The 23620-nt window shown below is 66.8% G+C and carries 24 protein-coding genes and 5 pseudogenes; 4 read left to right on the top strand and 25 right to left on the bottom strand.

Features of this window, described 5'->3' with window-relative positions:
- The 9 genes and pseudogenes from ACIOHP_RS44800 to ACIOHP_RS44840 all read right to left on the bottom strand — a co-directional run.
- Positions 1-233, bottom strand: a 233-nt coding sequence (locus ACIOHP_RS44800; RefSeq protein WP_401896802.1) for a transposase, incomplete at its 3' end; no start/stop codon positions are given.
- 64 nt (positions 234-297) lie between these two features.
- Positions 298-723: a transposase gene (locus ACIOHP_RS44805; protein ID WP_401897022.1), complete on the bottom strand. Its 426-nt coding sequence runs from the start codon at positions 721-723 to the stop codon at positions 298-300.
- A 57-nt stretch (positions 724-780) separates the two neighbouring features.
- Positions 781-1124: pseudogene (locus tag ACIOHP_RS44810) on the bottom strand (IS5 family transposase); the annotation flags it as partial.
- An 88-nt stretch (positions 1125-1212) separates the two neighbouring features.
- Complete coding sequence (locus ACIOHP_RS44815; protein ID WP_401896803.1) at positions 1213-1854, bottom strand: hypothetical protein; 642 nt, start codon at positions 1852-1854, stop codon at positions 1213-1215.
- A gap of 345 nt (positions 1855-2199) precedes the next feature.
- Complete coding sequence (locus tag ACIOHP_RS44820; RefSeq protein WP_401896804.1) at positions 2200-4536, bottom strand: NACHT domain-containing protein; 2337 nt, start codon at positions 4534-4536, stop codon at positions 2200-2202.
- A gap of 520 nt (positions 4537-5056) precedes the next feature.
- Positions 5057-5452 (bottom strand): DUF6188 family protein, encoded by a 396-nt coding sequence (locus tag ACIOHP_RS44825; protein WP_401896807.1) that lies wholly within the window; start codon positions 5450-5452, stop codon positions 5057-5059.
- Positions 5449-5643 (bottom strand): annotated as a pseudogene (locus ACIOHP_RS44830) (hypothetical protein); the annotation flags it as partial. The pseudogene ACIOHP_RS44830 and the gene ACIOHP_RS44825, both read right to left, overlap by 4 nt.
- Positions 5644-5657: 14 nt before the next feature.
- Positions 5658-6359 carry a transposase gene (locus ACIOHP_RS44835; protein WP_401896809.1) on the bottom strand — a complete coding sequence of 234 codons (702 nt, stop codon included), beginning with the start codon at positions 6357-6359 and terminating at the stop codon, positions 5658-5660.
- Positions 6271-6494: pseudogene (locus ACIOHP_RS44840) on the bottom strand (IS701 family transposase); the annotation flags it as partial. The gene ACIOHP_RS44835 and the pseudogene ACIOHP_RS44840, both read right to left, overlap by 89 nt.
- Positions 6495-6621: 127 nt before the next feature.
- Here ACIOHP_RS44840 and ACIOHP_RS44845 point away from each other — a divergent pair.
- A complete protein-coding gene (locus tag ACIOHP_RS44845) occupies positions 6622-7023 on the top strand; it encodes a hypothetical protein (protein ID WP_401896811.1) in 402 nt (133 codons plus the stop codon).
- Between the two features lie 74 nt (positions 7024-7097).
- Here the strand turns inward: ACIOHP_RS44845 and murF are convergent.
- The 14 genes and pseudogenes from murF to ACIOHP_RS44915 form a co-directional block, all read right to left on the bottom strand.
- Positions 7098-7739, bottom strand: a pseudogene (gene murF, locus ACIOHP_RS44850) (UDP-N-acetylmuramoyl-tripeptide--D-alanyl-D-alanine ligase); the annotation flags it as partial.
- Between the two features lie 173 nt (positions 7740-7912).
- Positions 7913-8620 carry a C39 family peptidase gene (locus ACIOHP_RS44855; protein ID WP_401896813.1) on the bottom strand — a complete coding sequence of 236 codons (708 nt, stop codon included), beginning with the start codon at positions 8618-8620 and terminating at the stop codon, positions 7913-7915.
- Entirely contained in the window at positions 8598-9581 is a 984-nt protein-coding gene (locus ACIOHP_RS44860; protein WP_401896814.1) for a threonine/serine dehydratase, read from the bottom strand. The genes ACIOHP_RS44855 and ACIOHP_RS44860 overlap by 23 nt, the downstream gene beginning before the upstream one ends.
- A 38-nt stretch (positions 9582-9619) precedes the next feature.
- Positions 9620-10594, bottom strand: coding sequence for a hypothetical protein (locus ACIOHP_RS44865; RefSeq protein ID WP_401896816.1), 975 nt, complete (start codon positions 10592-10594; stop codon positions 9620-9622).
- Between the two features lie 206 nt (positions 10595-10800).
- Complete coding sequence (locus ACIOHP_RS44870) at positions 10801-12066, bottom strand: acyl-CoA dehydrogenase family protein (protein WP_401896818.1); 1266 nt, start codon at positions 12064-12066, stop codon at positions 10801-10803.
- 52 nt (positions 12067-12118) lie between these two features.
- Complete coding sequence (locus ACIOHP_RS44875) at positions 12119-12751, bottom strand: GAF domain-containing protein (protein WP_401896820.1); 633 nt, start codon at positions 12749-12751, stop codon at positions 12119-12121.
- A gap of 20 nt (positions 12752-12771) precedes the next feature.
- On the bottom strand, positions 12772-13332 hold the full coding sequence (locus ACIOHP_RS44880; protein WP_401896822.1) for a GTP-binding protein: 561 nt from the start codon (positions 13330-13332) through the stop codon (positions 12772-12774).
- A gap of 64 nt (positions 13333-13396) precedes the next feature.
- On the bottom strand, positions 13397-13783 hold the full coding sequence (locus tag ACIOHP_RS44885; protein ID WP_401896824.1) for a DUF742 domain-containing protein: 387 nt from the start codon (positions 13781-13783) through the stop codon (positions 13397-13399).
- Positions 13780-14274 carry a roadblock/LC7 domain-containing protein gene (locus ACIOHP_RS44890; RefSeq protein ID WP_401896826.1) on the bottom strand — a complete coding sequence of 165 codons (495 nt, stop codon included), beginning with the start codon at positions 14272-14274 and terminating at the stop codon, positions 13780-13782. Before ACIOHP_RS44890 ends, ACIOHP_RS44885 begins: the two co-directional genes overlap by 4 nt.
- A gap of 40 nt (positions 14275-14314) precedes the next feature.
- Entirely contained in the window at positions 14315-15670 is a 1356-nt protein-coding gene (locus ACIOHP_RS44895; RefSeq protein ID WP_401896829.1) for an ATP-binding protein, read from the bottom strand.
- Between the two features lie 188 nt (positions 15671-15858).
- On the bottom strand, positions 15859-16302 hold the full coding sequence (locus ACIOHP_RS44900; RefSeq protein ID WP_401896830.1) for a hypothetical protein: 444 nt from the start codon (positions 16300-16302) through the stop codon (positions 15859-15861).
- A gap of 35 nt (positions 16303-16337) precedes the next feature.
- Positions 16338-16463 (bottom strand): hypothetical protein, encoded by a 126-nt coding sequence (locus ACIOHP_RS44905; protein WP_401896832.1) that lies wholly within the window; start codon positions 16461-16463, stop codon positions 16338-16340.
- A 38-nt stretch (positions 16464-16501) separates the two neighbouring features.
- Positions 16502-16864: a hypothetical protein gene (locus ACIOHP_RS44910; protein ID WP_401896834.1), complete on the bottom strand. Its 363-nt coding sequence runs from the start codon at positions 16862-16864 to the stop codon at positions 16502-16504.
- A 96-nt stretch (positions 16865-16960) separates the two neighbouring features.
- The gene (locus tag ACIOHP_RS44915) at positions 16961-18154 is read right to left on the bottom strand and encodes a helix-turn-helix domain-containing protein (RefSeq protein ID WP_401896836.1); all 1194 of its coding nucleotides are present in this window, start codon (positions 18152-18154) and stop codon (positions 16961-16963) included.
- Between the two features lie 152 nt (positions 18155-18306).
- Here ACIOHP_RS44915 and ACIOHP_RS44920 point away from each other — a divergent pair, with 152 nt between their 5' ends.
- Positions 18307-18984, top strand: coding sequence for an HAD family hydrolase (locus ACIOHP_RS44920; RefSeq protein WP_401896838.1), 678 nt, complete (start codon positions 18307-18309; stop codon positions 18982-18984).
- A 464-nt stretch (positions 18985-19448) separates the two neighbouring features.
- On the top strand, positions 19449-19931 hold the full coding sequence (locus ACIOHP_RS44925) for a hypothetical protein (protein WP_401896840.1): 483 nt from the start codon (positions 19449-19451) through the stop codon (positions 19929-19931).
- 461 nt (positions 19932-20392) lie between these two features.
- On the opposite strand, the gene ACIOHP_RS44930 is transcribed toward ACIOHP_RS44925, so the two are convergent.
- Positions 20393-21010 carry a DUF6518 family protein gene (locus tag ACIOHP_RS44930; RefSeq protein WP_401896841.1) on the bottom strand — a complete coding sequence of 206 codons (618 nt, stop codon included), beginning with the start codon at positions 21008-21010 and terminating at the stop codon, positions 20393-20395.
- A gap of 204 nt (positions 21011-21214) precedes the next feature.
- Positions 21215-21604 (bottom strand): lactococcin 972 family bacteriocin, encoded by a 390-nt coding sequence (locus ACIOHP_RS44935; RefSeq protein WP_401896842.1) that lies wholly within the window; start codon positions 21602-21604, stop codon positions 21215-21217.
- A 412-nt stretch (positions 21605-22016) separates the two neighbouring features.
- Between ACIOHP_RS44935 and ACIOHP_RS44940 the strand changes: the two are divergent.
- Positions 22017-23397: pseudogene (locus tag ACIOHP_RS44940) on the top strand (transposase).
- The last annotated feature ends 223 nt before the right edge of the window (positions 23398-23620 follow it).

Below are 23620 nucleotides of genomic sequence, written 5' to 3' on the forward strand. Positions count from 1 at the left end.
TCGGCGTTCTGCCTGCGCAGCCGCCTGAGCTCCTCACGCTCCTGCGTGGTGAGCTCGCCAGGGCGGCCCTCCCCCTGGTCTGCCTTGGCCTGGCGATACCAGCCGCGAAGGGACTCGGAGCTGATGCCGAGCTCCCGGGCCACGGCGGTGACCGTCTTGCCCGAGGAGTCGACGAGCGCGATGGCGTCCCGCTTGAACTCCTCGATGTACCGCTTCGTGTACTTGCTTCCCACCTGGTGCTACTTCCTCTGGAACCTCAGGTCCCAGTCTCCAGGTGTCCACGATCAAGGGGAGGCTTCAGATTGCCCGCTCGACGGTGTTGCGTTTCCTGTACCGCTCTTCGTCGAAACCGGGTGGCCGTCCGCCGCGAGAGCCTTTGCGTAAGCGGGCAGCCTGGCTATCAGTCTTCTCCGGGATCGTGTGCCGGATGCCCCGACGACGCAGGTACTCGCGGCAGGGGCCGTTGCTGTACGCCTTGTCCGCCGCGAGGCTGTCAGGCGTCTTCCGCGGCCTGCCCGGCCCGATCCGCGGAACACGAATGTTCTCCAACACCGGCTCGAACTGTGTGCAGTCCGCCCGCTGTCCCGGGGTGATAATCAGAGACAGCAGGCGACAACGGCCGTCCGCACTCAGATGGAGCTTGGTGGTGAACCCGCCCCGCGAGCGGCCCAAGCCCTCACCTTCTGCACCACCTCCACCAGGCGGGCGACGAGGCTCCGCCACAGCGTTTCGCCCTGGTGTTCTGCTGCTGCGGCCCCCTTTGAGGCGGGAGTCGGCGGTGGTTCGGTGCGGGCGCCGGCGGCGTGCTGATGTGTACGCACGATGGTGGAGTCGACCGAGATGTCCCAGTCGATCTCCCCGGCGGTATCGGCTTCGGCCTGGACCTGCTGGAGTAGGCGTTCCCAGGTTCCGTCGGCCGACCACAGGCGGTGGCGTTCATAGACCGTCTTCCACGGGCCGAACCGTTCAGGCAGGTCACGCCAATGCACGCCGGTCCGCACCCGGTGCAGAATCCCGTTGATCACCTGCCGGTGATCCCGCCACCGGCCGCAACGACCGTTACTGACCGGCAGGAACGGCCGAAGTCGTTCCCATTCGGCATCCGTCAGGTCGCCCCGCCCCATGACCACGTGAACGATTCGGCAACGGAGCAGTCACATGATCAGCTGGAGGGCGACAATCTTGCCGACATCGCCGCGGGGGACCGCGTGGTCATCGGTCGGAACGGCTGACGGTCCCCGGTGCGCGGCCCGCGAGCCAGACGGCGATCCGTTTCTGCTCCTCCTTGTCGGCGAGGGGATAGTCCCAATGTGCGTACCATTCCAGGTACTGCAAGATGTTCTGAGAGCGGTCCGGGTGGGCCACCGCGCGCACGTCGACGCCGATCTCGCCCGTCGAGGCACTGACGTACACGCTGCCGTCGAGAGCCATCATGCCGAAGCCCGGGTGGCCGTGTATGCCGAGGAACGCCGATGCCGCACCCCGGCCCATGATGTCCCAGCGGTCCAGGAGCCGGACCCGGGTCCAGACCGCCGGTGCGGCACGGCGGCCATAGTGCTGGTTCTGCTTACGCAGGACGGCCTGGTGCGTGTGGGTGCCGTGAGGAAGCAGGACGAGGAACTCACGCCGGTGGTCGAAAAGGCCCGAGGAGACCGCCAGGTCATACCAGTCCTCGTTGAGACGCTCGACGAGCCGTGGGGATTCGTACCGGTGAGAGAAGCCACCAGTGATGTCCTCGGGACCGTATCCGAAGACGAACGGCATCGTGCCGTCCGGCACGGCGTTCGGAATCACCTCAAGGCCGGCCCGCCGCAGCGGCCGGTACACCTTACGCTCGCGCTCCTGGATACCCATCAATCATGTTCTACCAGGGCCAGCACGCCAAGATTCCCCCGGCCCGGCGCTCCCTCGTTTCCTGACCTCCCGGATCGGACCGGTCCTCGGTCAGCCGCATGATCGGCCGGAGGGACTGTCAAACGAGTGACCCTGTCTCGCATTCGGTGGTAACGGTAAGTAGCTGCCGTGGCAGGCAGTAACACCCCCAGACCAGCATGAGTGAAGCAACCGTCGACACCATGCACGCTCCGCTCGACGACCCGTCTGCGACTGCTTTCCTCGGAGCTCGGACCAGGCATATTTGGGATGACGCTCCGTCACCACCGAATGTGAGACAGGGCCAGTCGTTTGACAGTCCTGGACTCAGCAGGGTGTTCGGGAACGTGATCGTGCGGGCCTTTGGGTGGTGCGAGGGTGGGGCAGGTGTGCGCGGTCGGCGAGGCGGCGCTGTAGGTGGGCATGGCGGAACTGGTACACGGGACCTACTTGGCGCAGGATGCCGAGGCGGTGGGCGTCGGACAGGAAGGACTGTAACCTCCATGGCAGTTGGCCTCGGGCCGCTAGGAGGATGCGTGCGGTGGTGTAGTACGGCCAGGCGCAGGCGGCTAGGGCGAGCATCAGGCCGACTGGGCCCACGACAGGCAGCTTGCTGCACGCGTACCCGGCCACGACGAACGCCGTGTTCAGCTCCTTGGGAAAGACGTCCGCGGCGCTCATAACGAGGGGGATGTCGGGCAGGGTGATCAGGACTGCTCCCGCGGCGCCCGTGAGTAGGGAGATGAACCGGTCGGCCCGGATCGAGGAGGTTGCGGTCATGCGGTCGTCGGGGGACACGGTGTGGCGCATCCAGCGAAGCAGCGCTTGAACCGTGCCGAAGAGAAGGCCCGCGGTCAGGCCGTATGCCCAGGCATGAAGGGGCGAGACAGAGTCCGGGGCCACTCCGACAGGGAGCCAGGGTGCCACAGTGACGATATGAATGTTCAGCGCGGCGCCGGTGAGGACAGCCGTAGCGGCGATGGTGGCCAGCGCGCGGGGTGACCGTTGGCGCCAGTGGAGCGTCCCGAGTCTGCCGCGGCTGGGCATGTCAGGAGGTGAGGGACTCCCAGCGGTGTAGAGGACTGCCAGGTAGGAGAGTCCGTAGAGGGTGCTGGCCACCATGATGTATTGCACCCCGGCCCAGACGCCGGTATTGGCCATGTGGCCAAGGGCCTTGGGAGTGGAATGAGCCAGGTAGCCGCACGCGGCGATCAGGAGCACTGACGGCAGCGAAGCGGCCCGGGCGTGGTGTCTGGCCGCCAGCCATGCCGTGACGCAGAGCATGCACGCCATGGCCAGTGCCACTGCGCCGCTGTACCACAGCACGACGTCCGAAGGCATGTCCGCGGGGTCGGAGGCTGTGAGGTTGTATGGCAGATGCCCCGCCCAGATGAAGGTGATGGTGGCAGTGGCCCACAGTGCGGCCCGGCTCCAGGCGTGAGACAGGAGTGTCCAGCGGTACAGCTGCCACCAGGCCAGGTCGTGGGTGTCCTGGTGCCGCAGGCCGGCGGCGAGGTGTGTGAGATAGCGATGGGCGCGCGCCGGATCCCAGCGGTTTCCGGCGGGTTGCAGGCCCTGGGCGCGCATGTAGAGGGCGGGGACGAGGGCGTCCAACAGATGCTGTTCGACGGCGGACCTGGTGGGAAAGCGAGCATGGTCGGCGAGTTCGGAGGGGTCGTCGGCCGAGTCGGCGTACACGACCCGGGCGAGGCCGACCATCAAGGGGCTGGCCATTGCTCTGGCTACCGGTCCGTCGGGGTTGTCGGACACGTGCCGGGCGAGTTCGTCCCATTGCCTGTGGCGTGGGCCCGGTGATGTGGCCAGGCGCAGGAGCGCGAAGGCGTCGGCGGATCGTACGGGGGTGGGCTCGATGACGGCGGCGCCGGTCAGGACGCCGACGTGGGTGACCGCTGCGACGTAGGCGGAGGTACGGCAGGTCAGCACCAGCGGAGTGCGGGTGTCCAAGGTGTCGTTGAGGGCGGCCAGGACGGCGGTGTGAGCCGGTGGAGGCAGTTCATCCAGGCCGTCGAGGACGGGTAGGACATGGTGCCCGGAGACCATGTCGTGGATAGCTGTCGGACCGTACGCTTCAGCGTCGGCTAGTGCGGGGTAGTCGGCGACAAGGCGGCGGCACAGCCAGTTCTGAGCGCTCTCACGGGCAGGGTCGAAGGAAGTGAGCGACAACAGCACTGGTACGGGGTCGTTCTCCTCCCGGGTGCGCAGCAGCCCAAGCGTGAGGAGCACGGCGAACGTGGTCTTGCCCGACCCAGCCGGTCCCAGAGCGACAAGCCTGCGTCGGGGCAGGGACCGGAAAGCTGTGGCGAGCTCTTCCACCCGGTCCACATTGCAGGAGAAGGGCACACCGATCAGCTGGCGATGGTCACCGACTCCGGGCTCGGGGCAGTCGGACCACACCACAGACAAGGGGGAGGGGTCGAACAGCTGCCGGAGCGTCGCCTCCTCCTGCCATTGCCTGCTCACCAACCGCGCGAGCACCGCGGTGGCATCCGCCAGCTGACCGCTGCTGGAATGCCCCCGCCGCGGATCGCGACGCCACGCCCATACAGCCAGTACACCGAACAGCCCGATCACAGCCGCCACCACCGAACTGGCCGTCGCGGCAGCGCTCTCGTCCCACTGGCACCACATGAGTATGAGAGCCACTGCCGCAGCCGCGCACAGCGCCCAGACCACACTCCATCGCCGACTCATCCCAGCCCCCGCTCAATGGTCACCGGTCAACCTCTGAACTAACGAGTGGACAGCACTGCGGAAACGGCAGTTCAGACGCTCACCGACCACGAGCCGCTGTTGAGACCGACTGGTTATGCGGCGGTGTCGTAGCGAAGCTGGTCGAGAATGCCGGTGAGGTAGCGGACGCAGGCGTCGGCACCTTCGCACCACTTCACCGAGCAGTCAGCCACCACAACAGGGCACCGCCCGCCGCGGAGCCCAACGCGGCGGCCAGACCTCGAGTGAAAGCGAGAGTAACCGTCCAGGGGCGGTGCGCAGGCTGCGCACCTGCGCAGTGGTGGCTGGCTTCGACTGCTGCGCAATGACCGGCCGATTGCGCAGCCCGCTGACCTGCATGGTCTGGTCTATGGTCGGGGTCGGGGTCGGTGGGCGGATTCCAGCGGTCGTTGCAACAGGTTGAGTGCCGCAACGGTTTCGGGCACGGCGATGATCAGTGTTGCCAGTCGGTCTCGCCGCCTGGGCCAACTAGGACGGGATCGATTCCTGAGCCGGTGAGGTTCCACGACTCGTAGTCGGGGTCTGGCTCGATGCTGAGCCGAGTGCCGTCGTCGAAGCCGAGAGACAAGGTGCCTTGCCCTGTGACCTCGATTTCGGTGACGCACTTGGCGAACAGGTCGAGTACCGGCGCCAAGGACGGGCCAGTGGCTGGCATAAGTAGGGCCTGGTGGCCCGAGGGGTCCTTGAGGGTGAACGGTGTCTCGATGACGAGCTCGCCCTCGATGCGGATGCGGCCGTCTGGGGCGTGATCGGTGAAGCTGAGCCGGACCTGGTGGTCGAAGGCCGTGCGTGTGACACGGGTGCCGACCAGCTCCGCAGGTACTCTCACCGCTCCCCCTGCCGCGGTTGTGGCGCGTGTCGACGGAAAGCCGACGACCGGCTCTGTTGGGCCTTGAGCAGTGTAGACAGGCGCTCGGTCGGCGTTTCCCAGCCAAGCGTCTTGCGGGGCCTGCTGTTCAGTTCGGAGGCGACCGCGTTCAGGTGTTCGCGAGTGTGGACGGACAGGTCGGTGCCTTTGGGTGCCTCTGTGTTTGTCACGGTGTCTGGTGCGGTTGCGTAGGCTCGGTTTCGGCGGGTCCGGGAAGTGACTTGTCCGAAGAGTCGGCCGTCGGGGTTGGGTCGATCGCGCTGGATGCTGTAGTCGCCCCCGATTGTCCTCCTGGGCCCGTCGTTCGGGTGCGGCGGCGTTGGTCGCCAACCATCGTGCGCCAGACGTGATCAGCCAGGCGGCGCTTCAGACAGCGCTGTGCTTCCCTGGGTGTCTTGCCTTCTGCGACTTTGGCCTGGAAGTAGGCGTGACCTCGAGTGCCGGGCATGCGGATCTGCGTGATGGCGACAGTGTGGAGTGCCGCGTTGAGCTGACGATCGCCGCGCCTTGACAGGCGGTGGTGTGCGCGGCCGGCGCTGGCTATCTCGATGGGGGCGGTGCCAGCGTACTGGGCGAAGGCACTGGCAGTTGGGAAGCGAGTGGGGTTTCCGGTTCGGCCCAAGAGGTGGGCGGCGGTTATAGCTGCGATGCCCGGAGTGTCGGTCAGTCGGCTTCCGGACTCTGCGACCAGTGCCGCCATGGCTTTGCCGTTGTCTTTCAGCTTCATGTCCCATGTGCGGACCTCGGTGATCAGGTCGGCGGCAAGGGCCTGGCGGGTGGTGGAGGCGTTCGAGAACGTACTCACGTACGTCGTCGCGGACGGCGTCGGCGTCCCAGACGGCCCTGGACAGCAGATGCTGCATGCCATACGGGCTGGTCTCCCCGGCCCACTCGGCGATATTCCAGCATTCTTGCGCGGCAGGTCCGACAGCAGCCCGAGCACCAGCCGCCCGGTCCGGCGCAGGGACTCAACCCAAGTGAACCGGCCGGCCATGCGACCCATAGGTGCCTCGAACGCCTCCTGCCAGCAAGCCGGGTCTACTCTGTGACCTGCGGCCACAGCATGATCGTTTGTCTTCACGCGCCGATGATCAACGGTGGCCGCACCTATTGCGAGCATGAGGAGCACCATGCAGGTCGCCGGCGTCGACATCTATGTGAATCACCCCGTGCTGCACCTGGGAGCGACCGACTGGGTTCCAGTCTCCCTCGCTCTGGCGTCTGCGCCCGCGGCCAGCTGCGACACCCATGTGGCTGTTCGGGTTCGAGCTCAGAGGGGACTGATCAAAGTGCGTCTCTTCACACAGCCCCAAGCGCCGGAAGCCGAAGGGCCCGACCCGGATTTCACCACAGTCTTCGACGGCTCGCTACTGCTGCCTGACGGCCGCATCGCAGTCGGCGATGTCGAGCAGCTGACCCGCTTCGTGCATCGAGTGGGCGACCGCGGCGAGTACAACGTGTGTGTCGCAGTGGACTCGCCGGGGCCAGACGCCGGCGCCATCGACATCACCATCGCCCGCCCCGGGAAGTGATCTGCCGGGACGGCCACCTCAGCGCATGCAGGCCGCTCAGCGGCGGTCCCATTCACGACCAAGATCACGATCTATAGCTGGAGTAGCCCTGCCCGGGGGAGCGCTTCGACGATCTCACCCTTGGCCTGGGCGATGTTGTCGCGGCTGCCGAATTCGCCGAGGTGAGCGGTGCCGACATTGGTGACGACGCTGATGTCCGGCTGGGCGATCTCGGTGAGTTCGCGGATGTCTCCGATGTGACGGGCGCCCATCTTCAGGACCAGGAAGCCTGTGCGCTCGTCGGCCATGGTGATGGTCAGCGGGAGACCGATCTCGTTGTTGAAGGACTGAGGCGTGGCCACGACGTTGCCGGGCAGCACTTGAGCAATGAAGTCTTTCGTGCTCGTCTTGCCGGCCGAACCGGTGATGGCCACGACCTGCGCGCGCCTGAGCGCACCGTTGAGGAGGTGGCGACCGAGGCGTCCGAACGCGGCGAGGACGTCGTCGACGACGATGGCGGGGACATCGACGGGCCGGGTGACCAGGGCCGCGACAGCACCCTTGTTGACGGCTGCTTCGGCGTAAGCGTGCCCGTCGGTGTGCTCGCCCTGGAGGGCGATGAACAGCGACCTCGGCGCGGCTTCGCGGGAGTCGAACACAGCGGGCTGGCTGACGTGCGCTTCGGGATCGAGGACGTCTGGGAGGCGGCCGCTGACGAAGTTGGCGATCTCGGTCAAGGACGTGGGATGCAACGTGTTCTCCCTGATCAGGCGATTGGTTGTGACGCTACCGGGCTGTGCGGCTGACACGCGGTCACGACGAGGCCGCGGAAGGGGAGGTAGGTCAGCAACCCGTGCGTGTCGGCCAGCACGCGCGCCCCGTTCCTCCATGGGCGGTGCCCGCGTCTACCTCACCGTCGCGGCGCCTGGGAGGCGAGGGGGCGAGCCGCGCGGTGCCGCGAGGCCAGCATGTTCAGGGAGATGCCGCGTCCACCGAAGAAGGTTTTGAAGTGGTCGACGGGAAGGGCGGCTTCGCGGGCCTGCGGGGTGTGGCCGGACGGGTTGCGGAAGTGGATGGCGCCGTCCTGGTGGCCGATGGCGAGGACGAGGTGCCCGCCCCGTTTCTCGGGCTCGAGTTCAGGGCGGCGGATCTCCTTGGAGACCGAGGCCATCACCATGTGTCCTGCGTCCAGGAGGGTGACGAGCCCGCGCACGTCCAATTCGGGGTGCACCGAGGGCCAAAGGGCGTGCGTGGCCTGCACGTACTGGGCGAAGGGCGCGTAGATGAGTCCCTTGATGTCCCCGCCTGTCTGCTGGACGTAGGCGTTGTAGTGGCGGGCGCCGGTCAGGAGCTTGAAGAGGCTGGGGGCCTGCCCGTCGCGGTGCAGGAGCGCCATGCGCAGGCAGGCGATGCCGCACATGTGCCGGCACCAGCGGGCGTAAGCGGACTGGGTCGGGGCTCCGGTGGTATCCCATGCGCAGTCGTGGGCCGGGTCGTGGCCGTCGTAGGCGATGTGGCCGATCAGGTCCGCGGTGGCGTACTGGGTGACGATCGGCACCGGGGCGTGAACGGGGCGGGGTGCGGTGTCGGTGGAGTCAGCGCAGCACAGGGGCAGCATGGGGTGTCCGTCCTGTTCGGTCCATGGCGATGTCCAGCAGCTTGCGGTAGGTGCTCCAGTTGACGTTGCCTCCGGAGACGACCACGCCGACCGGTCCGTCCGGAAGGCGGTCAGCGGCCCGCAACAGCCCGGCGAGGGCGACCGCGCCCGAGGGCTCGGCGGTGGTGCGGTAGTCGCGCCGGAGGTGGGCCATCGCGTCGGCTATGGAGGCTTCTGGGGCAAGGACTACGTCAGCCAGGAGCTTTTTGTTGATCTCGAAGGGGAGCTGTGCGGGCTCGGTGTGGCGCAGGCCGTCTGCGATGGTGGCCGGCGGGGGGATCGGTACCCTCTTGCCGGCCCGCAGGGAAAGGTGTGTGTCGTTCGCGGTGGCAGGCTCGACACCGATCACCGTGAGCCTCGGGTTGTGGCCTTGAGCGGCGAGGGCAGTGCCGGCGGCGAGGCCGCCGCCGCCGACGGGCACGAGGATGGCCACCAGATCGGGCGTCTCCTGGAGCATCTCCCACGCCACGGTGCCCGCGCCCGCAATGACTGAACGATGGTCCGACGAGGGCACGACGGTGAGTTGATCGCGATACGCGATCTGATGGACCAGGGTGTCGCGGCGGTCGTTGCGCCGATCGTAGGTGACGATCCGTGCGCCGAGCACCCCGATCGCCTCCACCTTCGCGCTGGGTGCGTCAGCGGGGATGACGACGGTGGCCTTGGTGTTGAGCAGGCGGGCGGCGAGGGCCAGGGCCTGGGCGTGGTTACCGGAAGAAGCGCCGATGACGCCGGCCTCGCGGTCGCGCTCACTCAGTGCGGCCACCGCAGTGTAGGCGCCGCGGAACTTGAATGATCCCGTGCGCTGCTGGTTCTCCGCCTTGACCACGACCCTGCGGCCCACGAGGTCGTCGAATGCCGCAGAGGTGAGAAGCGGGGTGCGCACGGCAATGCCGCGCAGTCTCTCGACCGCGTACAGCACGTCATGGGACGTCATCGTTGACACGGTGGGCCCCCGTCTCACGCGTGGGCGCGGCGGTCGATGCAGGCGCCGCGCAGGATGTGGGCGATGAGGTCCTCGTAGGCGATGCCATCGACGTCCGCCATGCGCGCGAGGTTCCCGGTGCGAGTGAGGCCCGGCAGGGTGTTGACCTCCAGCCACAGGGCCTCACCGCTGTCGGTGACGATGAAGTCGTGCCGCGAATAGGAGTGGCAGCGCAGGGCGCGGTGCGCGGTGACTGCCTGCAGTTGCAGGGCCCGCACCGTGTCCGGCTCGACGCGGGCCGGACAGTAGTAGGTGCAGTCGCCGCCGCGCTTCGCGGCGAACGAGTAGACGCCGTCCGGGGTTTCCGCTTCCAGCGGCGCCAGCACGCGCGCCGTGTCGGTGGCCAGGTCGACCAGGACGCCCACGCTGACCGAGCGGCCCGGGTGGTAGACCTCAGCCATCAGGTCCTCGCCGGCACAACTGAGGATGGCGTCCACGACGTCGTGCTGGGTGTGCGCGGTGCGCAGCCCGATCGAGCCTCCCTCGCTGACCGGCTTGAGGATCACGGGCAGGCCCAGGAGCTCCGCGATCCGTGCCGCTTCCGTCTCCGCCTTCGCTTCGTCGTCCACGCGGCAGCCCTTCGGGACGCGCACTCCCGCAAAGGCCACGATCGTCTTGGCGGCCAGCTTGTTCATGCCGAGGGCGGAGGCCAGCACTCCTGACCCGGTGTACGGCACGCCGAGCGTCTCCAGCAGCCCTTGCAGCCGGCCGTCCTCCGCACCACGCCCCGCTATCGCCAGGAACGCCAGGCCCACGCCATGCAGGCGCTCCACGAGGATCTCGCGGTCGTCCTCCAAGTCGATGACCCGTGGTGCTAACCCCATGGTGGTCAGGGTGTCGGCGACCTCCCTGCCGCTCATCAGCGACCGGTCGCGCTCCTTGGCCCAGCCGCCCGTGATGACCGCGACGGGCTGTGGGATCTCACCGGGGGCGAGGCATCCAATGGACATGCGTTTCTCCAGATCAAGAGCAGTCACAAAGGCAGTGTGGACGCCCGGCGCGGAGCACAGTCTCGGCGTTCCCATAAAGGAGAGAACGTCGATGGGCCCCGCGCCGGGCTGGTGTCTCGCGCTCGGCCACGGGGAGTGCCGAGCGTGAGACGTGGGACCCGCGCACGGTCCTTGGGAGCCACGGGGGTGACCGTGCGCGGGCGTTCCTAGACGCCGACTGGCTGGTCGACGATGGGGGGCTGGAAGCGCCCGGCATGCAACACGGACCACGCAGTGCGCGCACCGGCCTTCTCCTCCTGCTGGAGGAGGTTCTCGGCGAGGCGCCGGCGCTGGACCTCACCGGTCCCGGCGGGTGCGTAGGTGGTCTGCATGTCCCGCCAGACGCGCTCGATGGGGAAGTCCACGTCCAAGCCGTTGGCGGCATGCAACTGCATGGCGTCGTTGCCTGTCTCGGAGGCGAGATCGTGGCCAAGGGCCTTGGACGCAAGGAGCTCGTCATCGCAGGGCAGGCCACGATCAAGCATGTCGACCGCGTGATACGCCAGGATCCTGGCCATGAGCAGCCGGGCGGACATCTGGCCGAGCCGATCCTGTATGACGCTGAGGTCGGCGAGCTTGCCCTGGTAGCGGGGGCGCTTGCTGACGTACTGGGCAGTCAGACAGACGGCCCTCTCGTGCAGCCCCAGGGAGAGGGCGGTCAGGTTGGGCCGGCCGTACAGGATGCTGCTGGACTGGGCGACTTCGAAGCCTTGGCCGACTTCCCCCAGTACGTCATTGGGGGAGATGCGCACTTGGTCGAAGGTGATCTGACCGTAGCTGAAGCCGCGCAGTCCCAGCTTGGCGCTGTGCGGCACGCTGTTCACCCCACGCTGATCGCCCTGGACGAGGAACGCCGTCAAGGCGCGCGAGGTGCGCGTGCCGGTGGGGCAGGTGCGGGCGACGACGACGTGCAGATCCGCGATGTGGCTGTTGCCGACATGGGCTTTGACCCCGGTGAGCACCCAGGCGCGCCCGTCCCACTCGGCTGCGGTCGTCATGCCGCCGAGGTGGCCGCCCTGGTCCGGCTCGGTCACAGCGATCGACATCAGCACACTGCCGTCGGCCGTGCTCGGCAGCAGCGCAGCGTGCTGCTCGTCGGTGCCGTAGTACAGCAGAGCGGCAACGGGGATCAGGCTGGCTTGGAGGATCGCGGCGACCGCGCCGGAGACACGGGCGAGACGATGGATCAAGATCGTCTTGGCGACGTGCCCGGACGCCATGCCGCCGAAGGCCTCGGGCACGGTGACGCCGAACCAGCGGCGACCGGCCAACAGCCGGGCGATCTTCCGGTCCACGCGCTGCGGGGCACCTTCCATGCGCTCCACCCGAGGCTGGATCTCTTGGGTGGCGAAGTCGTCGACGGCTTCCCAGAGTGCACTGTGGGCAGGCGTGAGGAACCGGTCGAGGCTGTGGGGTGTGGCGGGCATGGACATGGGCGGGTCCCTCTCCCTGAAGGCTCACCTGACGGCTGCGGCTGGAACGGGATCAGCGGGCTGGCGCAGGGGCGGTCAGGGTCTGCACCACGGTGGTGCCGGTGTCCTTGACGATGTCGAGGAGGCGCTGGGCCTGGGCCAGGGGGCGGGGTTCGGGGTCGATGACACACACCGTCCCCCATGCGATGCCGGTGTCCGTGTCGATGAGGGGCGCGCCGAAGTAGGCGCGGATGCCGAGGGCGTCGGTGACGTGGTTGCCGGCGAAGCGGGGGCTGGCGTACACGTCAGGTAACGGCAGTGCCTTCTGGCGGGCGATGACTTCCGGGCACCAGCCGTGGCGGCGGCTCATGCTGCGGCCCACCGGAATCAGCCCGCTGTCCGGGGGCGGCTGATGCAGACCGATGAACGACTGCTGGGACCAGAAGACGTTGACGAAGCCGTAGGCCAGCCCGGTCCGTTTAGCCATCTCCCGCGCCAGCTGGTCCATGCGATCGTCAGCCGCCGGGGCGATGCCGAAGCGTGCGATCACCTCGTGGCGCGCCTGCTCCACCGCGAGTAGCTGCGCGGTGGCGGCGCTGATCGAGGAGGGTTGGTGGGGCAGCATGCCGGGCGGCGCCATGACCGCCTCGCTAGGGGAGGACAGCGGGCGTGCGCCGGTGAGGCCGACGTCTGTGAGGGACGGCATGAGGGGGTGCTGGTAGGCCATCAGATGTCCAAGGGGAGTGAGGTGGGGAGGCGGGTAAGGGCGTGGTCGACGAGGGTGACGAGTGCGGCCGCGACCTGGGTGGCCTCGCGGGCGTCGCAGCACAAGACCGGGATGTCGGGGGCGATGTCGACGGCTTGGCGGACATCCTCGTGAGGGAACAGGTGGGCGCCGTCGAACGGATTGATCGCGATGATGAACGGCAGTCGGATCTGTTCGAAGAACGACACCGCCAGGAAACTGTCCTCCAGCCGGCGGGTGTCGATGAGGACGACGGCGCCGATGGCGCCGCTGCACACGTCGTACCAGAGGTGGGAGAACCGCTGCTGGCCGGGCGTGCCGAACAGCAGCAGCTCGAAGGGGTGCGGGTCGGTGAAGCCGACGCGGCCGAAGTCGAAGGCCACCGTCGTGGTCGTCTTGGACGCCACGTGGTCGAGGCGGTCGACCGGCACGCTCGCCTCGGTCAGCCGCTCTTCGGTGGTCAGCGGAGGGATATCGCTGATCGCACCGACCGCAGTGGTCTTCCCGGCCCCGAACCCACCCGCGATCACTACCTTGAACACGGTGCGCTCAGCACCGGCCTCGGCGTGCCCGTGTGCTGCGGGAGCGTCAGTTCGCGCCTGTGGACTATTCATCGAGCCACTTCATCGTCAGGGCGGCGCGCAGCCGCAGCAGCAGAGCTTGGTCAGGATCGGACGCTCCGCCGGCGGCGCCCGGCACGAGGACGTTGGCGGCCAGGAGGTCGCTGATGAGGATCTTGGCGGGGGTCAGGCCGCAGCCCAGGGTGCCGGCCAGTTCGGCGACGGAGCGCGGCCGGGCCCGGCACAGGGCCGTGATCCGCCCGCACTCCTCGGGCAGCCCGGGTCCCGGGCGGCCGGTGCCGGGGTGCATCACCGACTCCAGGCGCAGCCGGTATTGCGGCCGGGTACGGCCCCGGGTGAGTGCGTAGGGTCGGACGAAGGCCGTCGTGTCCGGATCGGCCGCCACCGAAGGGCGCCGCGGGGGCGGTGTCATCGTGTGCTGTCGGCCGGGAGGGTACGGGCCGGGGTCAGCATGTGGGGTTCGAACGCTGTGACCAGGCGCCCCATCTCGAAGCCCACGGTGCCGGCGTCGGCCTCGGGAGTGGTGACCACGCACAGCACGGTGTCGACGAACTGCTGCCCGATACCGTTGTGGCTGCCGAAGGCGGTACTGCGGCCGGCGAACTGAATGAAGATCAGCGAGTCCGGGCGCTCGATGATGATCTGCCGCGGCAGGTGTTTCTCGTGGCGGGGTCCGGTGATGCTGCCGCCCAGGGACGCCAGGCCGCACACGGCCGCGGCCAGCTCGTCGGCCCAGTCTCTGTCGATGTCGCTGTCCAGTAAGGCCACGCCGTCGCGCGAGGCCAGCACCGCATGGGTGGCACCGGCGACCTCGTTCACGAACTCGCGCAACAGCCAGGCCATCGACTCCCGGTGCTCGCCGGTGCCGTCGGGTGTGGTGGTGGGTTCGCTGTGCGGAAGCATGCGGAGGACTCCAAGAAGAGAAGAGAGGGTGGGGAAGGGGTTAGCGGGATGCCGGGGGCTGGTGCGGCGGCGCGGGGTCGTGGGCGGCGCGGTAGGCGCTGCGGAAGGCACCCGCCAGCCCCGCCGTAGCGGCGCCCGTGGGCACCGCCGCAGACGCCCCCGGAGGCGGCAGGCCTGCCCCCTTCTTCCGCTGCGGCAGCCCGGTCGGACCCACGGCCGCAGCCGGAGCAGGAGCCGGGTCGGGACGCCGTGGAGCGGGAACGCGCGTGGGTCCCGCCGCGGTCTGGGGCACGGGGGCGGGCGCGCTGGGGGCCGTCAGTTCCTCGACGTCGTCGGGCTGGATGGGGACGAGGAGGCGGCGGGGGATGACGACCAGGGCGGTGGTGCCCCCGAGGACGTTTTCGGACAGGGTGACCGTCAGGCCGTGCCGTTGTGCGATCTTGGCAGCAGTGAGCAGACCGAAGTGGCCCCGGCGCACCTGGTCGCTGACGTCGATCGTGTCCGGCGCGGCGAGCAGCTGGTTCAGCTGCGCCCGTAGGGGCGCCTGCATGCGCAGGGCGCGGTCCTCCACCTCGATGGCCAGCCCCACCGGAACCGGCTGCGCCCGCACCATGACCCGGGTCTCGGGGGCGGAGAACCGGCATCCGTTCTCGATCAGCTCGGCCAACAGGTGCGACAGGTCCGGCCCCACTTGCGGGGCCAGCCCGATTGAGGTGCCGGCCTGGCCGGCCACCACGTCGACGCGGGGGTAGGCCACCACTTCTGAGACCGCGCCACGCAGTACGACCGACACCGACGCCGGCCGCCTGGTGGCGCGCAGCGACTGGCCTCCCAGCACACCGGTGCTTTCCACCTGTCGCCGGATCCGGGTCACCAGGTGGTCCAGCTGGTAGATCCGGTGCAGGAGTTCGGCGTCGTCGGTCGCGCCCTCCAGATCCGACAGCGCGGTCAGCGCCTTCTCCACCAGGGAGTGTTCACGCTGTGCCAGGCGGCGCAGGACCTGCAGCAGCACCGCCGACTGCCGACTGGCATGCACCTCGGCCAGAGAGCACACCACCCGCTCCTGCAGTTCGCCCAGCAGCCGCTTCGTCTCCGACGTCGCAGGCTCATCGTCTGACGCCGCCACGAACACGAACGGGGAGGGAATCCCCTCCCCGCGCAGCAGCGCATCGACCGCCGCCTGCGTGGCCTTCTCCACCTCGGCGATAGCGTCCTGCACGCCCGCCAACTGGCCGCCGAAGTAGTGCTGGACGGCCCGGGACGCCGACCGCGCACGCTCCCAAGCGATCAGACCGCTCACGCCCAGGCCGCAGGCCAGCGCGCCAAGGATGCTCCCGACCGGGACTGGCGCCGTCCACCAGGTGAGGGCGGCGGAGCCGAGTAAGGCGCCGTCCACCAATCGTGGCGGTAAGACTGCGGCGCGGATCTGATCGTGCAGGGCGCGGTGCACCGGATCGCCCCGTCTCCTCCTGTGCCGGCGGGGGGTTGCGGCGGTGGCGGGGGATACGCCGTCAGACATGACAATCCTCAGCAACGGGTGTGGATGAATGGCGAGAGGGCGGTGCGGAAGGTGATTCGGCGCGGTCAGGGCGACGGCGGGAGTACGGCCTGCACGGTCTTGCCGATGACCTCGCCGTCGTCGCTGCGCAGCAGATCCCAGGCCAGGCGCCCCTTGGCGTGGGCGATCCACCACAGGCCCGTCACCGGCGGGTAGCCGTCGGTGCCCTGGCTGACGATCTCGTCAAAGCCCGGGAAATCCGGGAGGGCGTCGTCGACCTCGATGATTAGATCGCCGTGTCGGCTCGGGCAGGTCAGCCGGATGGGGACCATGCGGTCCGGGAAGAGCTTCGCGTGCCGGGCGACGTTGTCCATGAGGTGGCCGCAGACACGGGTCGCGATGTCGATGTTGCCCGGCCAGCGCACCACCGTCAGCCGCGGCCGCACCCGCAACCGAACGTTGGACCCGACGAACTCATCCGCCTTCAGCCGGTCCTCCCACCGGTACGCGGGCTGACCGCCGATTTCCATGAGTGCAGGGGGTTCGGTGGGTTGGGGCGAAGGGTTCACGGGAGCTCCCGGAGATGACGGCTGCGGTTGTGCTGGTCGACGAGGACGAGTCCGCTGTGCCGCGCCTCGGCTAGGTGCTCGTGCACGGTGTCCGGCGCGCCTGTTCTGGCCGCGGTATGCATGAAACCTGCGCTGATGCGGATCGCGGGGTGAGCGGAATTCACTTGGCTGACTCGAGCGCCTGGCGCAGCGCCGAGGCCGCTGTAAGCCCGTGCTGGAGAGGAATGAGCCAGTAGGGGCCGGGCGGCGCCTCTGCATGATCCGGTGGCAGGACCACGTATGCGTTCGAGCCCAATGCTTGCGTGTCCAGAACGTCCCACTGGGCGGCGCTGCCCGCTGGGACGAAGAAGTACAGCAAGGGTTCGGGGTGAGCCGGATCTACGGCCACGGCGCCGGGCTCTTCGAGTAGTTCGATCGCACGGACGCCTCGATGCCGTTGCACCTTCACGGCGTCCCATGCGACACCAGCGGCCACCAGCCGCAGCCCGGCCGCGGTCAACATCAGTTCCGCATCGCTGATCATCTGTCGTCCCGTCTTTCGCTGCGCTATGCGGCGAAGGTAGGACGGAAGCAACACGGCTACCCGAACTGAGAGTTCGGGTGAACCGCGAGTTCGTGATCAGACAAGCGCGAGTCGCTGAACCAGATCGTTGACCTGGCGGCGGAAGGTGGGGCGGACCCGCTGCTGGAGGTCCAGGATCATGTGGCGCGCAAGAGGGCTGCGCGCCAGATCCTCAGGAGCGATGTCCTCCAGGTCCAGCAGGTGGACAAGGACGGCTGCATCCTCGCGACGAAGGTCGTGGCACCTGGCCAGTTCGAGACCGAAGGTGAAGCGCCGCTCCCGGCTGGGCAGGCCACGCGTATCGATCCGGTCGGCGAGGCGCAGTCCTTCGGACGCCTCGCCGGCAAGCATCTCGATGCTCATCGCGTGCAAAGCGCAGTTGGTCGGCCCGAACACGGTCCACTGAACGTTTCCCTCACCGACGTGCCGGGCGAGCGGGACAGCGTGTTGCTCGAGCCGGGCACGGGCCTGCCACCAACGACGACGGCGGGCATCGGAGACCACGGCGACCAGTTCGAGGGCCCCCTCGACGGCCTTGGCCTCATCGGTCACCGACGCCTGTCGCAGTTGCTCGACGGCGCGCAGCGCAACCTCTTTGGCTTCCTCGACGGCTCCCGGCTCGTCGTGGGACAGCAGGACGTGGCCCAGATTCCACTGGGCTGCGGCGATACGCACCGGGTCATCGGCGTCTTCGGCGGCCCGGATCGCCCGGTCGGCGACCATGAGCGACAGATCGAGCCGCCCGGCGCGGCGACAGTACGACCGTAAAAGCCCATACAAATCCGCTGCCACGCGCAGGACTTCACGCCGCACCTGGGCATCGGGCCCGGTGCGGTGCACTCGCACGGCATGCTCGACATCACCGATCAGATCGGGAAGGACGAGAGCCGCAGCCGTGAACCGGTCCTTCGACGACTGCCAGGTCCGCCACACCTGCTCCACCCGTTCCCGCAACTCCGACGGGCTCGCGGGATCCGCGCTGCGAGGACGGTCGTAGCCCATGAGGGCGCGAGCTACCGCGGGCGCGGCGGTGTGGGGGACGGTCGACTCCTCGCTGCCGTCCTCGCAGAGCAAGGCGGCCAGCGGTACACCGAGTTCGGCGGCGAGACGGGACAGCACGTCAGCGGAGGGCACCTTCTGCCCGGCTTCGATCTGCTGGAGGTAGCGTTCGGTGATGCCGCACAGCCCAGCGATGGCCGCCTGGGTTCGGTTGCCGTTCTTGCGGCGGTAATACTTGACCTTCTGGCCCATGGGCAGTCTCGGTGCGATCACCGTTTTGCCCCCTTCCCCACTCGCGTCTCGTACCGTCAGCGTAGAACGGAGTGCTTCAGCGGGCGGGTGGTCCGCGCACATTCAGGTGACCGGTAAAAGCCCAGCGATGGGTGGGTAGTTCGGGAGGCGCCATGCCGCGACTGATCTTGTGGGACATCGACCATACGCTGATCGACACGCGCGGCGTGGGCCGCGAACTGTCGGCAGCCGCGTTCCTGCAGACCACAGGGCAGGTCATGCGCGAGCAGGCCAAGATCGACGGAATCACGGAGCCGGTCATCTTCCGCGAGACCGCAAAACTGCACGGGCTGACCACCGACCGAACCGACTTCGAACGCTTCGCTCGCGCTCTGACAGAAGAACACCTCAAGCGAACCGCGCACCTGCGCGAGCGCGGTCACGCTCTACCCGGTGCCGCCGCCGCCCTCGACGCCCTCGACGCAGTTGAGATCCGGCAGACAGTGGTGTCCGGCAACATCCGCCCAGTCTCCGAGATCAAACTTCAGGTCTTCGGACTGGACCGACACATCCGGTGGGAACTTGGCGCATACGGCGAGGACAACGACAGCCGCGCCGAACTCGTCAAACTCGCCCTGCGCCGCGCGAACACAACGGCCAAGGACGCGGTGCTGATCGGAGACACACCGGCCGATGTGGAAGGCGCCCACGCCAACGGTGTACGGGTCATCGCCGTGGCAACTGGACGCAGCGACGAAGCGGTACTTCGAAACGCCGGCGCCGAGGTCGTGTTGTCGGATCTGCGCGACGCGGAACTGCTGGTCAAACTCGTACAGGGCGAGAACGAATAGTGGTCGTCCGGCCAACTCCATCACCCTCATGAGTTACGCGGCAGAGTCCGCCAGGCTGGGGGAAGCTCGAGGCCCGGCGCCCGCTTGATCAAGAGCCAGAGCATCAATGAACGCGAGGGCAAGGACGCGGTATGGCGCAGTGGCCGGGCCCGCCGTTGACCGGTCGATGAGGGGCTGTCGGTCGCGGTGGTTGCGTGGTTGCTCGTGGCGGACGGTAATGCTGGACCTGCTGCGAGCGGTGGATTCGCCGTGGACATTGGAGCTGATGTCGGCGGAGTTGTCCCGGTGCGCGGGCGGAGGAGCGGTCTGGGGCGGGCGTGGGGATGTTCGGGCACAGCCAGGAACCGAGTTGGACGTGTGCTTGACGAGAGCCGGATGCGCGCCGACCGTGGAGAGTGCCTCTTGGAGATCAAGCGTGTCCAAATGATTGACGATCGCTACAAGACAGCTGGAGGCACAATCTCATGCCCGTGAAATACCGACAAAATGATGTCTTTCTTATTCCTGTGGCGGGCGGGAAGCCAGCTGTAGGGCGTGTCATCCTCAAATTCGGTGGAGGTAACATTCTGGCGGTCATCTATCCCGGGCGGCCGGAAACCGTTGAGAATGTTGACTTTTCATACCTAAAGCGAGCTCGGCCGGTCTTCACCATCGAAACGATGGATCTATCCATCAAGAACGGCACATGGCGGGTGCTGGGTAATTGGGCACCTGCCGTCGAGCTGCCAATCCCGGTCTATAAGACGCAATTCGAGTTTGGTGGTCCATTTTTTGAACAGTTTATCGACGGAAGCACTGGTAGGCAGCTCGCTGATGATGAGGCAAGCCGCCTCAAAAAGCAGAAATCATACTCTCCGGATCTAGCGGAAGCTGCTGTACGGGCGCTTCAAGGCCTCGGGCCATGGCTTCCCGTCTTTGACGAGATGCGATCTGATCAGACTGCGTGAGCGTTCCGGCTCGCGCGGGCCTCTGGGCACGATGCCAATCGGCTGGCGGGCGAACTCATCATGAGTTTGTCAGCCCTTTCCCCTACCGTTCCGGACGTCCAGACGGATGCGCCACTTGAGCTATTGAAGGTGTAGCACTCCCCAACGCGGTCACCGTCAATATCAATGTCGAACAAGACCCAATGCCGGGAGGAACATTCAGCCCGCGAGCCCACCCGTATTGGACGCCGTTCACGTATCCCGCCCGAATCTGGGCGGTAGTCGAGCCATTGGTGTCTTGCGCAACGGTACGGACACTGGTTGCGATTGTCGGGCCCGGCAGACTACGTAAACCCCCGCACGCAATCCGTGCTTCAGTCGGTCCCGGCGCAGCGCTTGCAGTCCCCCCGAGTATGGACCCCGCGAGCACCATCGCTACCGTTGCTGCCGCTGCCCTTGATCCAGAGGGGCACCGCAAAGATCTAGCGTCGCCTGACGGATGGTTGCGGCCCTCGATCAATTGCCACTTGCACCACTATTGTGATGAACGCTGCCACGGCTATGAGGCGGACAATAGCCCAAGTCGTACTAGCCACTTCACCTTGCAATGAAGCTTCGACGTGGAGTCGCTCCGTTGTTTCCACTATGGCTATAAAAGGAATAAGGGCTCTGCAGGGAAGAGTGCGAATACCTGGATTGCGCGCCAGGTTCCCAGCCAACCCCAACAAGGGGCCCAGGATGGCAGCGACTAGGCACCAAAAAATCGTCTTTGACAGGAATCCGTACCAATGGATCTGTGTCCCTTCGTACGGTGGAACCGCTGTCAGGAATTCGCCTTGTCCCAACTTTGTTATGTAGTAGGCGATAATGGCTGAAACCAAGGATGAAGCAGAAAATATTGCAGACTCCACCCTTGATTTACGCGCCAGGCCGACACAAAAGGCCAAGGCCGCCCAGGACCATCCGGCAGCTAGGACAAGGTGCGCAGCGTGCCCAGTTGAGGTCTCAACAGTACCCAATAGAGGTGCCAGGGCTCCGAGTGTCACACCACTCGTTATCGCGATCACGACTGCAAAAATGGAGGGGCGAGATGAGAGCACTATGTCCCAGAGTCCTTTTCAGTATCCAGACGGTCTAGGGTTGCCCCGGATGAAGTGAAGAAACGATGTTTGCTCTAAACGGGAACCGCTGGCCAGGCCAGCCTAGTGGGGGTCCGCCCGAGTTTCCTCGATGTTCTAGCCGGAAAAATTCGGCGGCGTGCCACGGATAGTTGAGGGACCCCCATGCTGATGATTCTGTGAATTCTAGTATACGCCCCAGTATACGTAGCACGTGTACGCGGCGCCCCAGGTCTCGCTAGCCTTGGCTGTGTTTCCAGCCGATGCATAAACCTTAGTGCTGAACACGGATATTTTGGCGGTCGCTGAGTGCTTCTTTGAGTCGTGGTAGTAGTGTGACCAACAGCGTTTTCCGCTGGAGGTCAGCTCCGTTCCATAGCTCCACACCCCGCCGCCAACCAATTTGGCGCTCATCGGGGTGACCGACGTCGAAGTAGGGTCTACCTCGATAGCGGCCATCCCCCATTCTGTAGGCTCGGATTCCTCTGCGTTGGCCGGCGAGGCAGGAGTAAGGACTCCGGCAATCAGGGCTGCGGTGACCGCGGTGAAAGCGAATCTCTTGCTGGATGGTGTCATGCTGATGAATCCCCTCCCCTTGGTGGTGTAGCGAGGAAGATCCTTGAGGCGGCTAGGGCTCTATGTAAAGCCCTTAAGGTGTCAATGGCTGAAATGACGCGCTGTCCATTTCGCCAAATTTACTCCAATCGCGCCAGTTTGGTGTCCTGGTTCGATGCGATGAAAGGAGCCGCCCTCGGCGGCGCCGAGCCGCTAGGTGGGGCGGGATTGGACTGGGGTACAGCACCCTCAGATCCCGACACGAGGTCGAAGGCGTGCACGGACCGGTGAGAAGTGGCGGAGACGTATACCCAACCTGGGTGGTGTCCCGCCAAGGACACTGTTGGCGAATTCGGTTGTGGTCACCAAATGACCTTGCGGCGGCGGGGTGATGGACGGAACGGCGTGGGGGCGCGATCGTGAGGTGATCGAGGTGTCGCTGCGTCCACGTCTGCCGGGTGAGGTTCCGGTCCAGACCGCTGAGGTGGCCCGGCTGGCATTCCCGAAGGGCTGTCTGTGCAGGCGGATCCGGGAAGTGATCGGGCCGCTCTTCACCGACGTGGACTTCGTGGATCTGTTCCCGCAACGGGGTCAACCCGGTTGGCCACCGCATCAGTTGGCGATCGCGTCGGTGCTGCAGTTCGTGGAGGGCCTGTCGGACCGCCAGGCGGCAGCTGCTCTGCGTGGGCGCATCGACTGGAAGTTTCTTTTGGGGCTGGAGTTAACCGATTGCGGGTTCGGCCATTCCGTGCTGAGCGAGTTCCGGGACCGTCTGGTGGCCGACCGGGCGCCACGGCGGCTGCTGGACATGATCCTGGACCGGTTGCGGGAGGCCGGTCTGCTGGTGCGGCCCGGTGGCCAGCGCAGCGATTTCACGCATGTCCTGGCCGTGGTGAGGCGGCTGAATCGGCTGGAGAACACTGCGGAACACCTGCGCGCCGTGCTGAACGCACTGGCCGCTGCGGCTCCCGACTGGCTGCTTGCGACAGCGCCGGCCGACTGGTTCGATCGCTACCAGCGGCGCATCGAGGAGTACCGGCTGCCACGAGGTGAGGGCCCGCGCACGCAGCACATGGAGCAGACCGGCGAGGACGGCGTACTGCTGTTAACCGCGATCAACGGCCCCCATACCCCGTCATGGGTGCGGCAGATTCCGGCTGTTGAGGCTCTGTGCCTGTGCTGGATCCAGGAATTCACGATTGTCGAGGGCCGGGTGGGGATGCGCGGCCCGAAGGACATGCCGCTCTCCCGGGACCACGTCGAGTCTCCCTACGACAGCGAGGCACGTTACTGCGTCAAGAACGCCACCGAAGGGAGTGGCTACAAGGTCCATCTGACCGAGACCTGCGACTCTCACCACCCGCACATCATCACTCATGTCGCCACGACCGAGGCAACCGTCACCGACGTCGAGATGACCGAGACGATCCACGCTACTCTCGATCAGGCCGGGCTGCTGGCCGGCGAGCATTTTGTGGGCCGGGGCTATGTCAACGCCAAGCCGCTGGCCACCAGCGCCAGCACTCCCTGGCCAACGCGCAGAGCACGACGGGATCTGTGCCAGGGGGCAGCTGCAGGAAACCGACCAGTGGCGACGGCGCTACGCCACCCGCGTCGGCGTCGAAGCCACCATTGCCCAAGGGCTACGCCGCTGCGGCCTGCGTAGAAGCCGCTACACCGGCCTGGCCAAGACCCGACTTCAACATGTGCTCACCGCCATCGCCCTCAACCTCATCCGAACCGATGCCTGGCTGACCGGAACCCCACTCGCCACCACCCGCACCTCCCGCTTCAGCCGATTGAGCCCCACATAGACGCCGCCGAATTCGCCAACGGTGTCCTCAGCGGTAGATCACCCCCAAACCTGCCGTTGGTTTCGCCTGGTGAGTGGGTGATTCAAGCCAGGCTTGGGCGAAGGTGACGTGGCACTGCTGTGTCGCCCTGCGTCGGGAGATCAGCTGGCGGGCGGGCCTTCGCTGCGATGGAAACGTGGTCCCTTGAGGAGCAATGAATGAGCCAATGCCGCCTGCCTCTCTT

Source organism: Streptomyces sp. NPDC087859 (assembly GCF_044742595.1).
GTDB lineage: Bacteria > Actinomycetota > Actinomycetes > Streptomycetales > Streptomycetaceae > Streptomyces > Streptomyces canus_F.

What these genes read in the sequence shown, in the direction of transcription:
- ACIOHP_RS44920 (WP_401896838.1), top strand. Translation starts at nt 18,307, where the DNA reads ATGCCGCGACTGATCTTGTGGGACATCGACCATACGCTGATCGACACG.
- ACIOHP_RS44935 (WP_401896842.1), bottom strand. Translation starts at nt 21,604, where the DNA reads ATGACACCATCCAGCAAGAGATTCGCTTTCACCGCGGTCACCGCAGCC.
- ACIOHP_RS44905 (WP_401896832.1), bottom strand. Translation starts at nt 16,463, where the DNA reads ATGCATACCGCGGCCAGAACAGGCGCGCCGGACACCGTGCACGAGCAC.
- ACIOHP_RS44915 (WP_401896836.1), bottom strand. Translation starts at nt 18,154, where the DNA reads ATGGGCCAGAAGGTCAAGTATTACCGCCGCAAGAACGGCAACCGAACC.
- ACIOHP_RS44885 (WP_401896824.1), bottom strand. Translation starts at nt 13,783, where the DNA reads ATGACACCGCCCCCGCGGCGCCCTTCGGTGGCGGCCGATCCGGACACG.
- ACIOHP_RS44925 (WP_401896840.1), top strand. Translation starts at nt 19,449, where the DNA reads ATGCCCGTGAAATACCGACAAAATGATGTCTTTCTTATTCCTGTGGCG.
- ACIOHP_RS44865 (WP_401896816.1), bottom strand. Translation starts at nt 10,594, where the DNA reads ATGTCCATTGGATGCCTCGCCCCCGGTGAGATCCCACAGCCCGTCGCG.
- ACIOHP_RS44900 (WP_401896830.1), bottom strand. Translation starts at nt 16,302, where the DNA reads ATGGAAATCGGCGGTCAGCCCGCGTACCGGTGGGAGGACCGGCTGAAG.
- ACIOHP_RS44890 (WP_401896826.1), bottom strand. Translation starts at nt 14,274, where the DNA reads ATGCTTCCGCACAGCGAACCCACCACCACACCCGACGGCACCGGCGAG.
- ACIOHP_RS44910 (WP_401896834.1), bottom strand. Translation starts at nt 16,864, where the DNA reads ATGATCAGCGATGCGGAACTGATGTTGACCGCGGCCGGGCTGCGGCTG.
- ACIOHP_RS44875 (WP_401896820.1), bottom strand. Translation starts at nt 12,751, where the DNA reads ATGCCGTCCCTCACAGACGTCGGCCTCACCGGCGCACGCCCGCTGTCC.
- ACIOHP_RS44835 (WP_401896809.1), bottom strand. Translation starts at nt 6,359, where the DNA reads ATGGCATGCAGCATCTGCTGTCCAGGGCCGTCTGGGACGCCGACGCCG.
- ACIOHP_RS44870 (WP_401896818.1), bottom strand. Translation starts at nt 12,066, where the DNA reads ATGTCCATGCCCGCCACACCCCACAGCCTCGACCGGTTCCTCACGCCT.
- ACIOHP_RS44815 (WP_401896803.1), bottom strand. Translation starts at nt 1,854, where the DNA reads ATGGGTATCCAGGAGCGCGAGCGTAAGGTGTACCGGCCGCTGCGGCGG.
- ACIOHP_RS44855 (WP_401896813.1), bottom strand. Translation starts at nt 8,620, where the DNA reads ATGCTGCCCCTGTGCTGCGCTGACTCCACCGACACCGCACCCCGCCCC.
- ACIOHP_RS44845 (WP_401896811.1), top strand. Translation starts at nt 6,622, where the DNA reads ATGCAGGTCGCCGGCGTCGACATCTATGTGAATCACCCCGTGCTGCAC.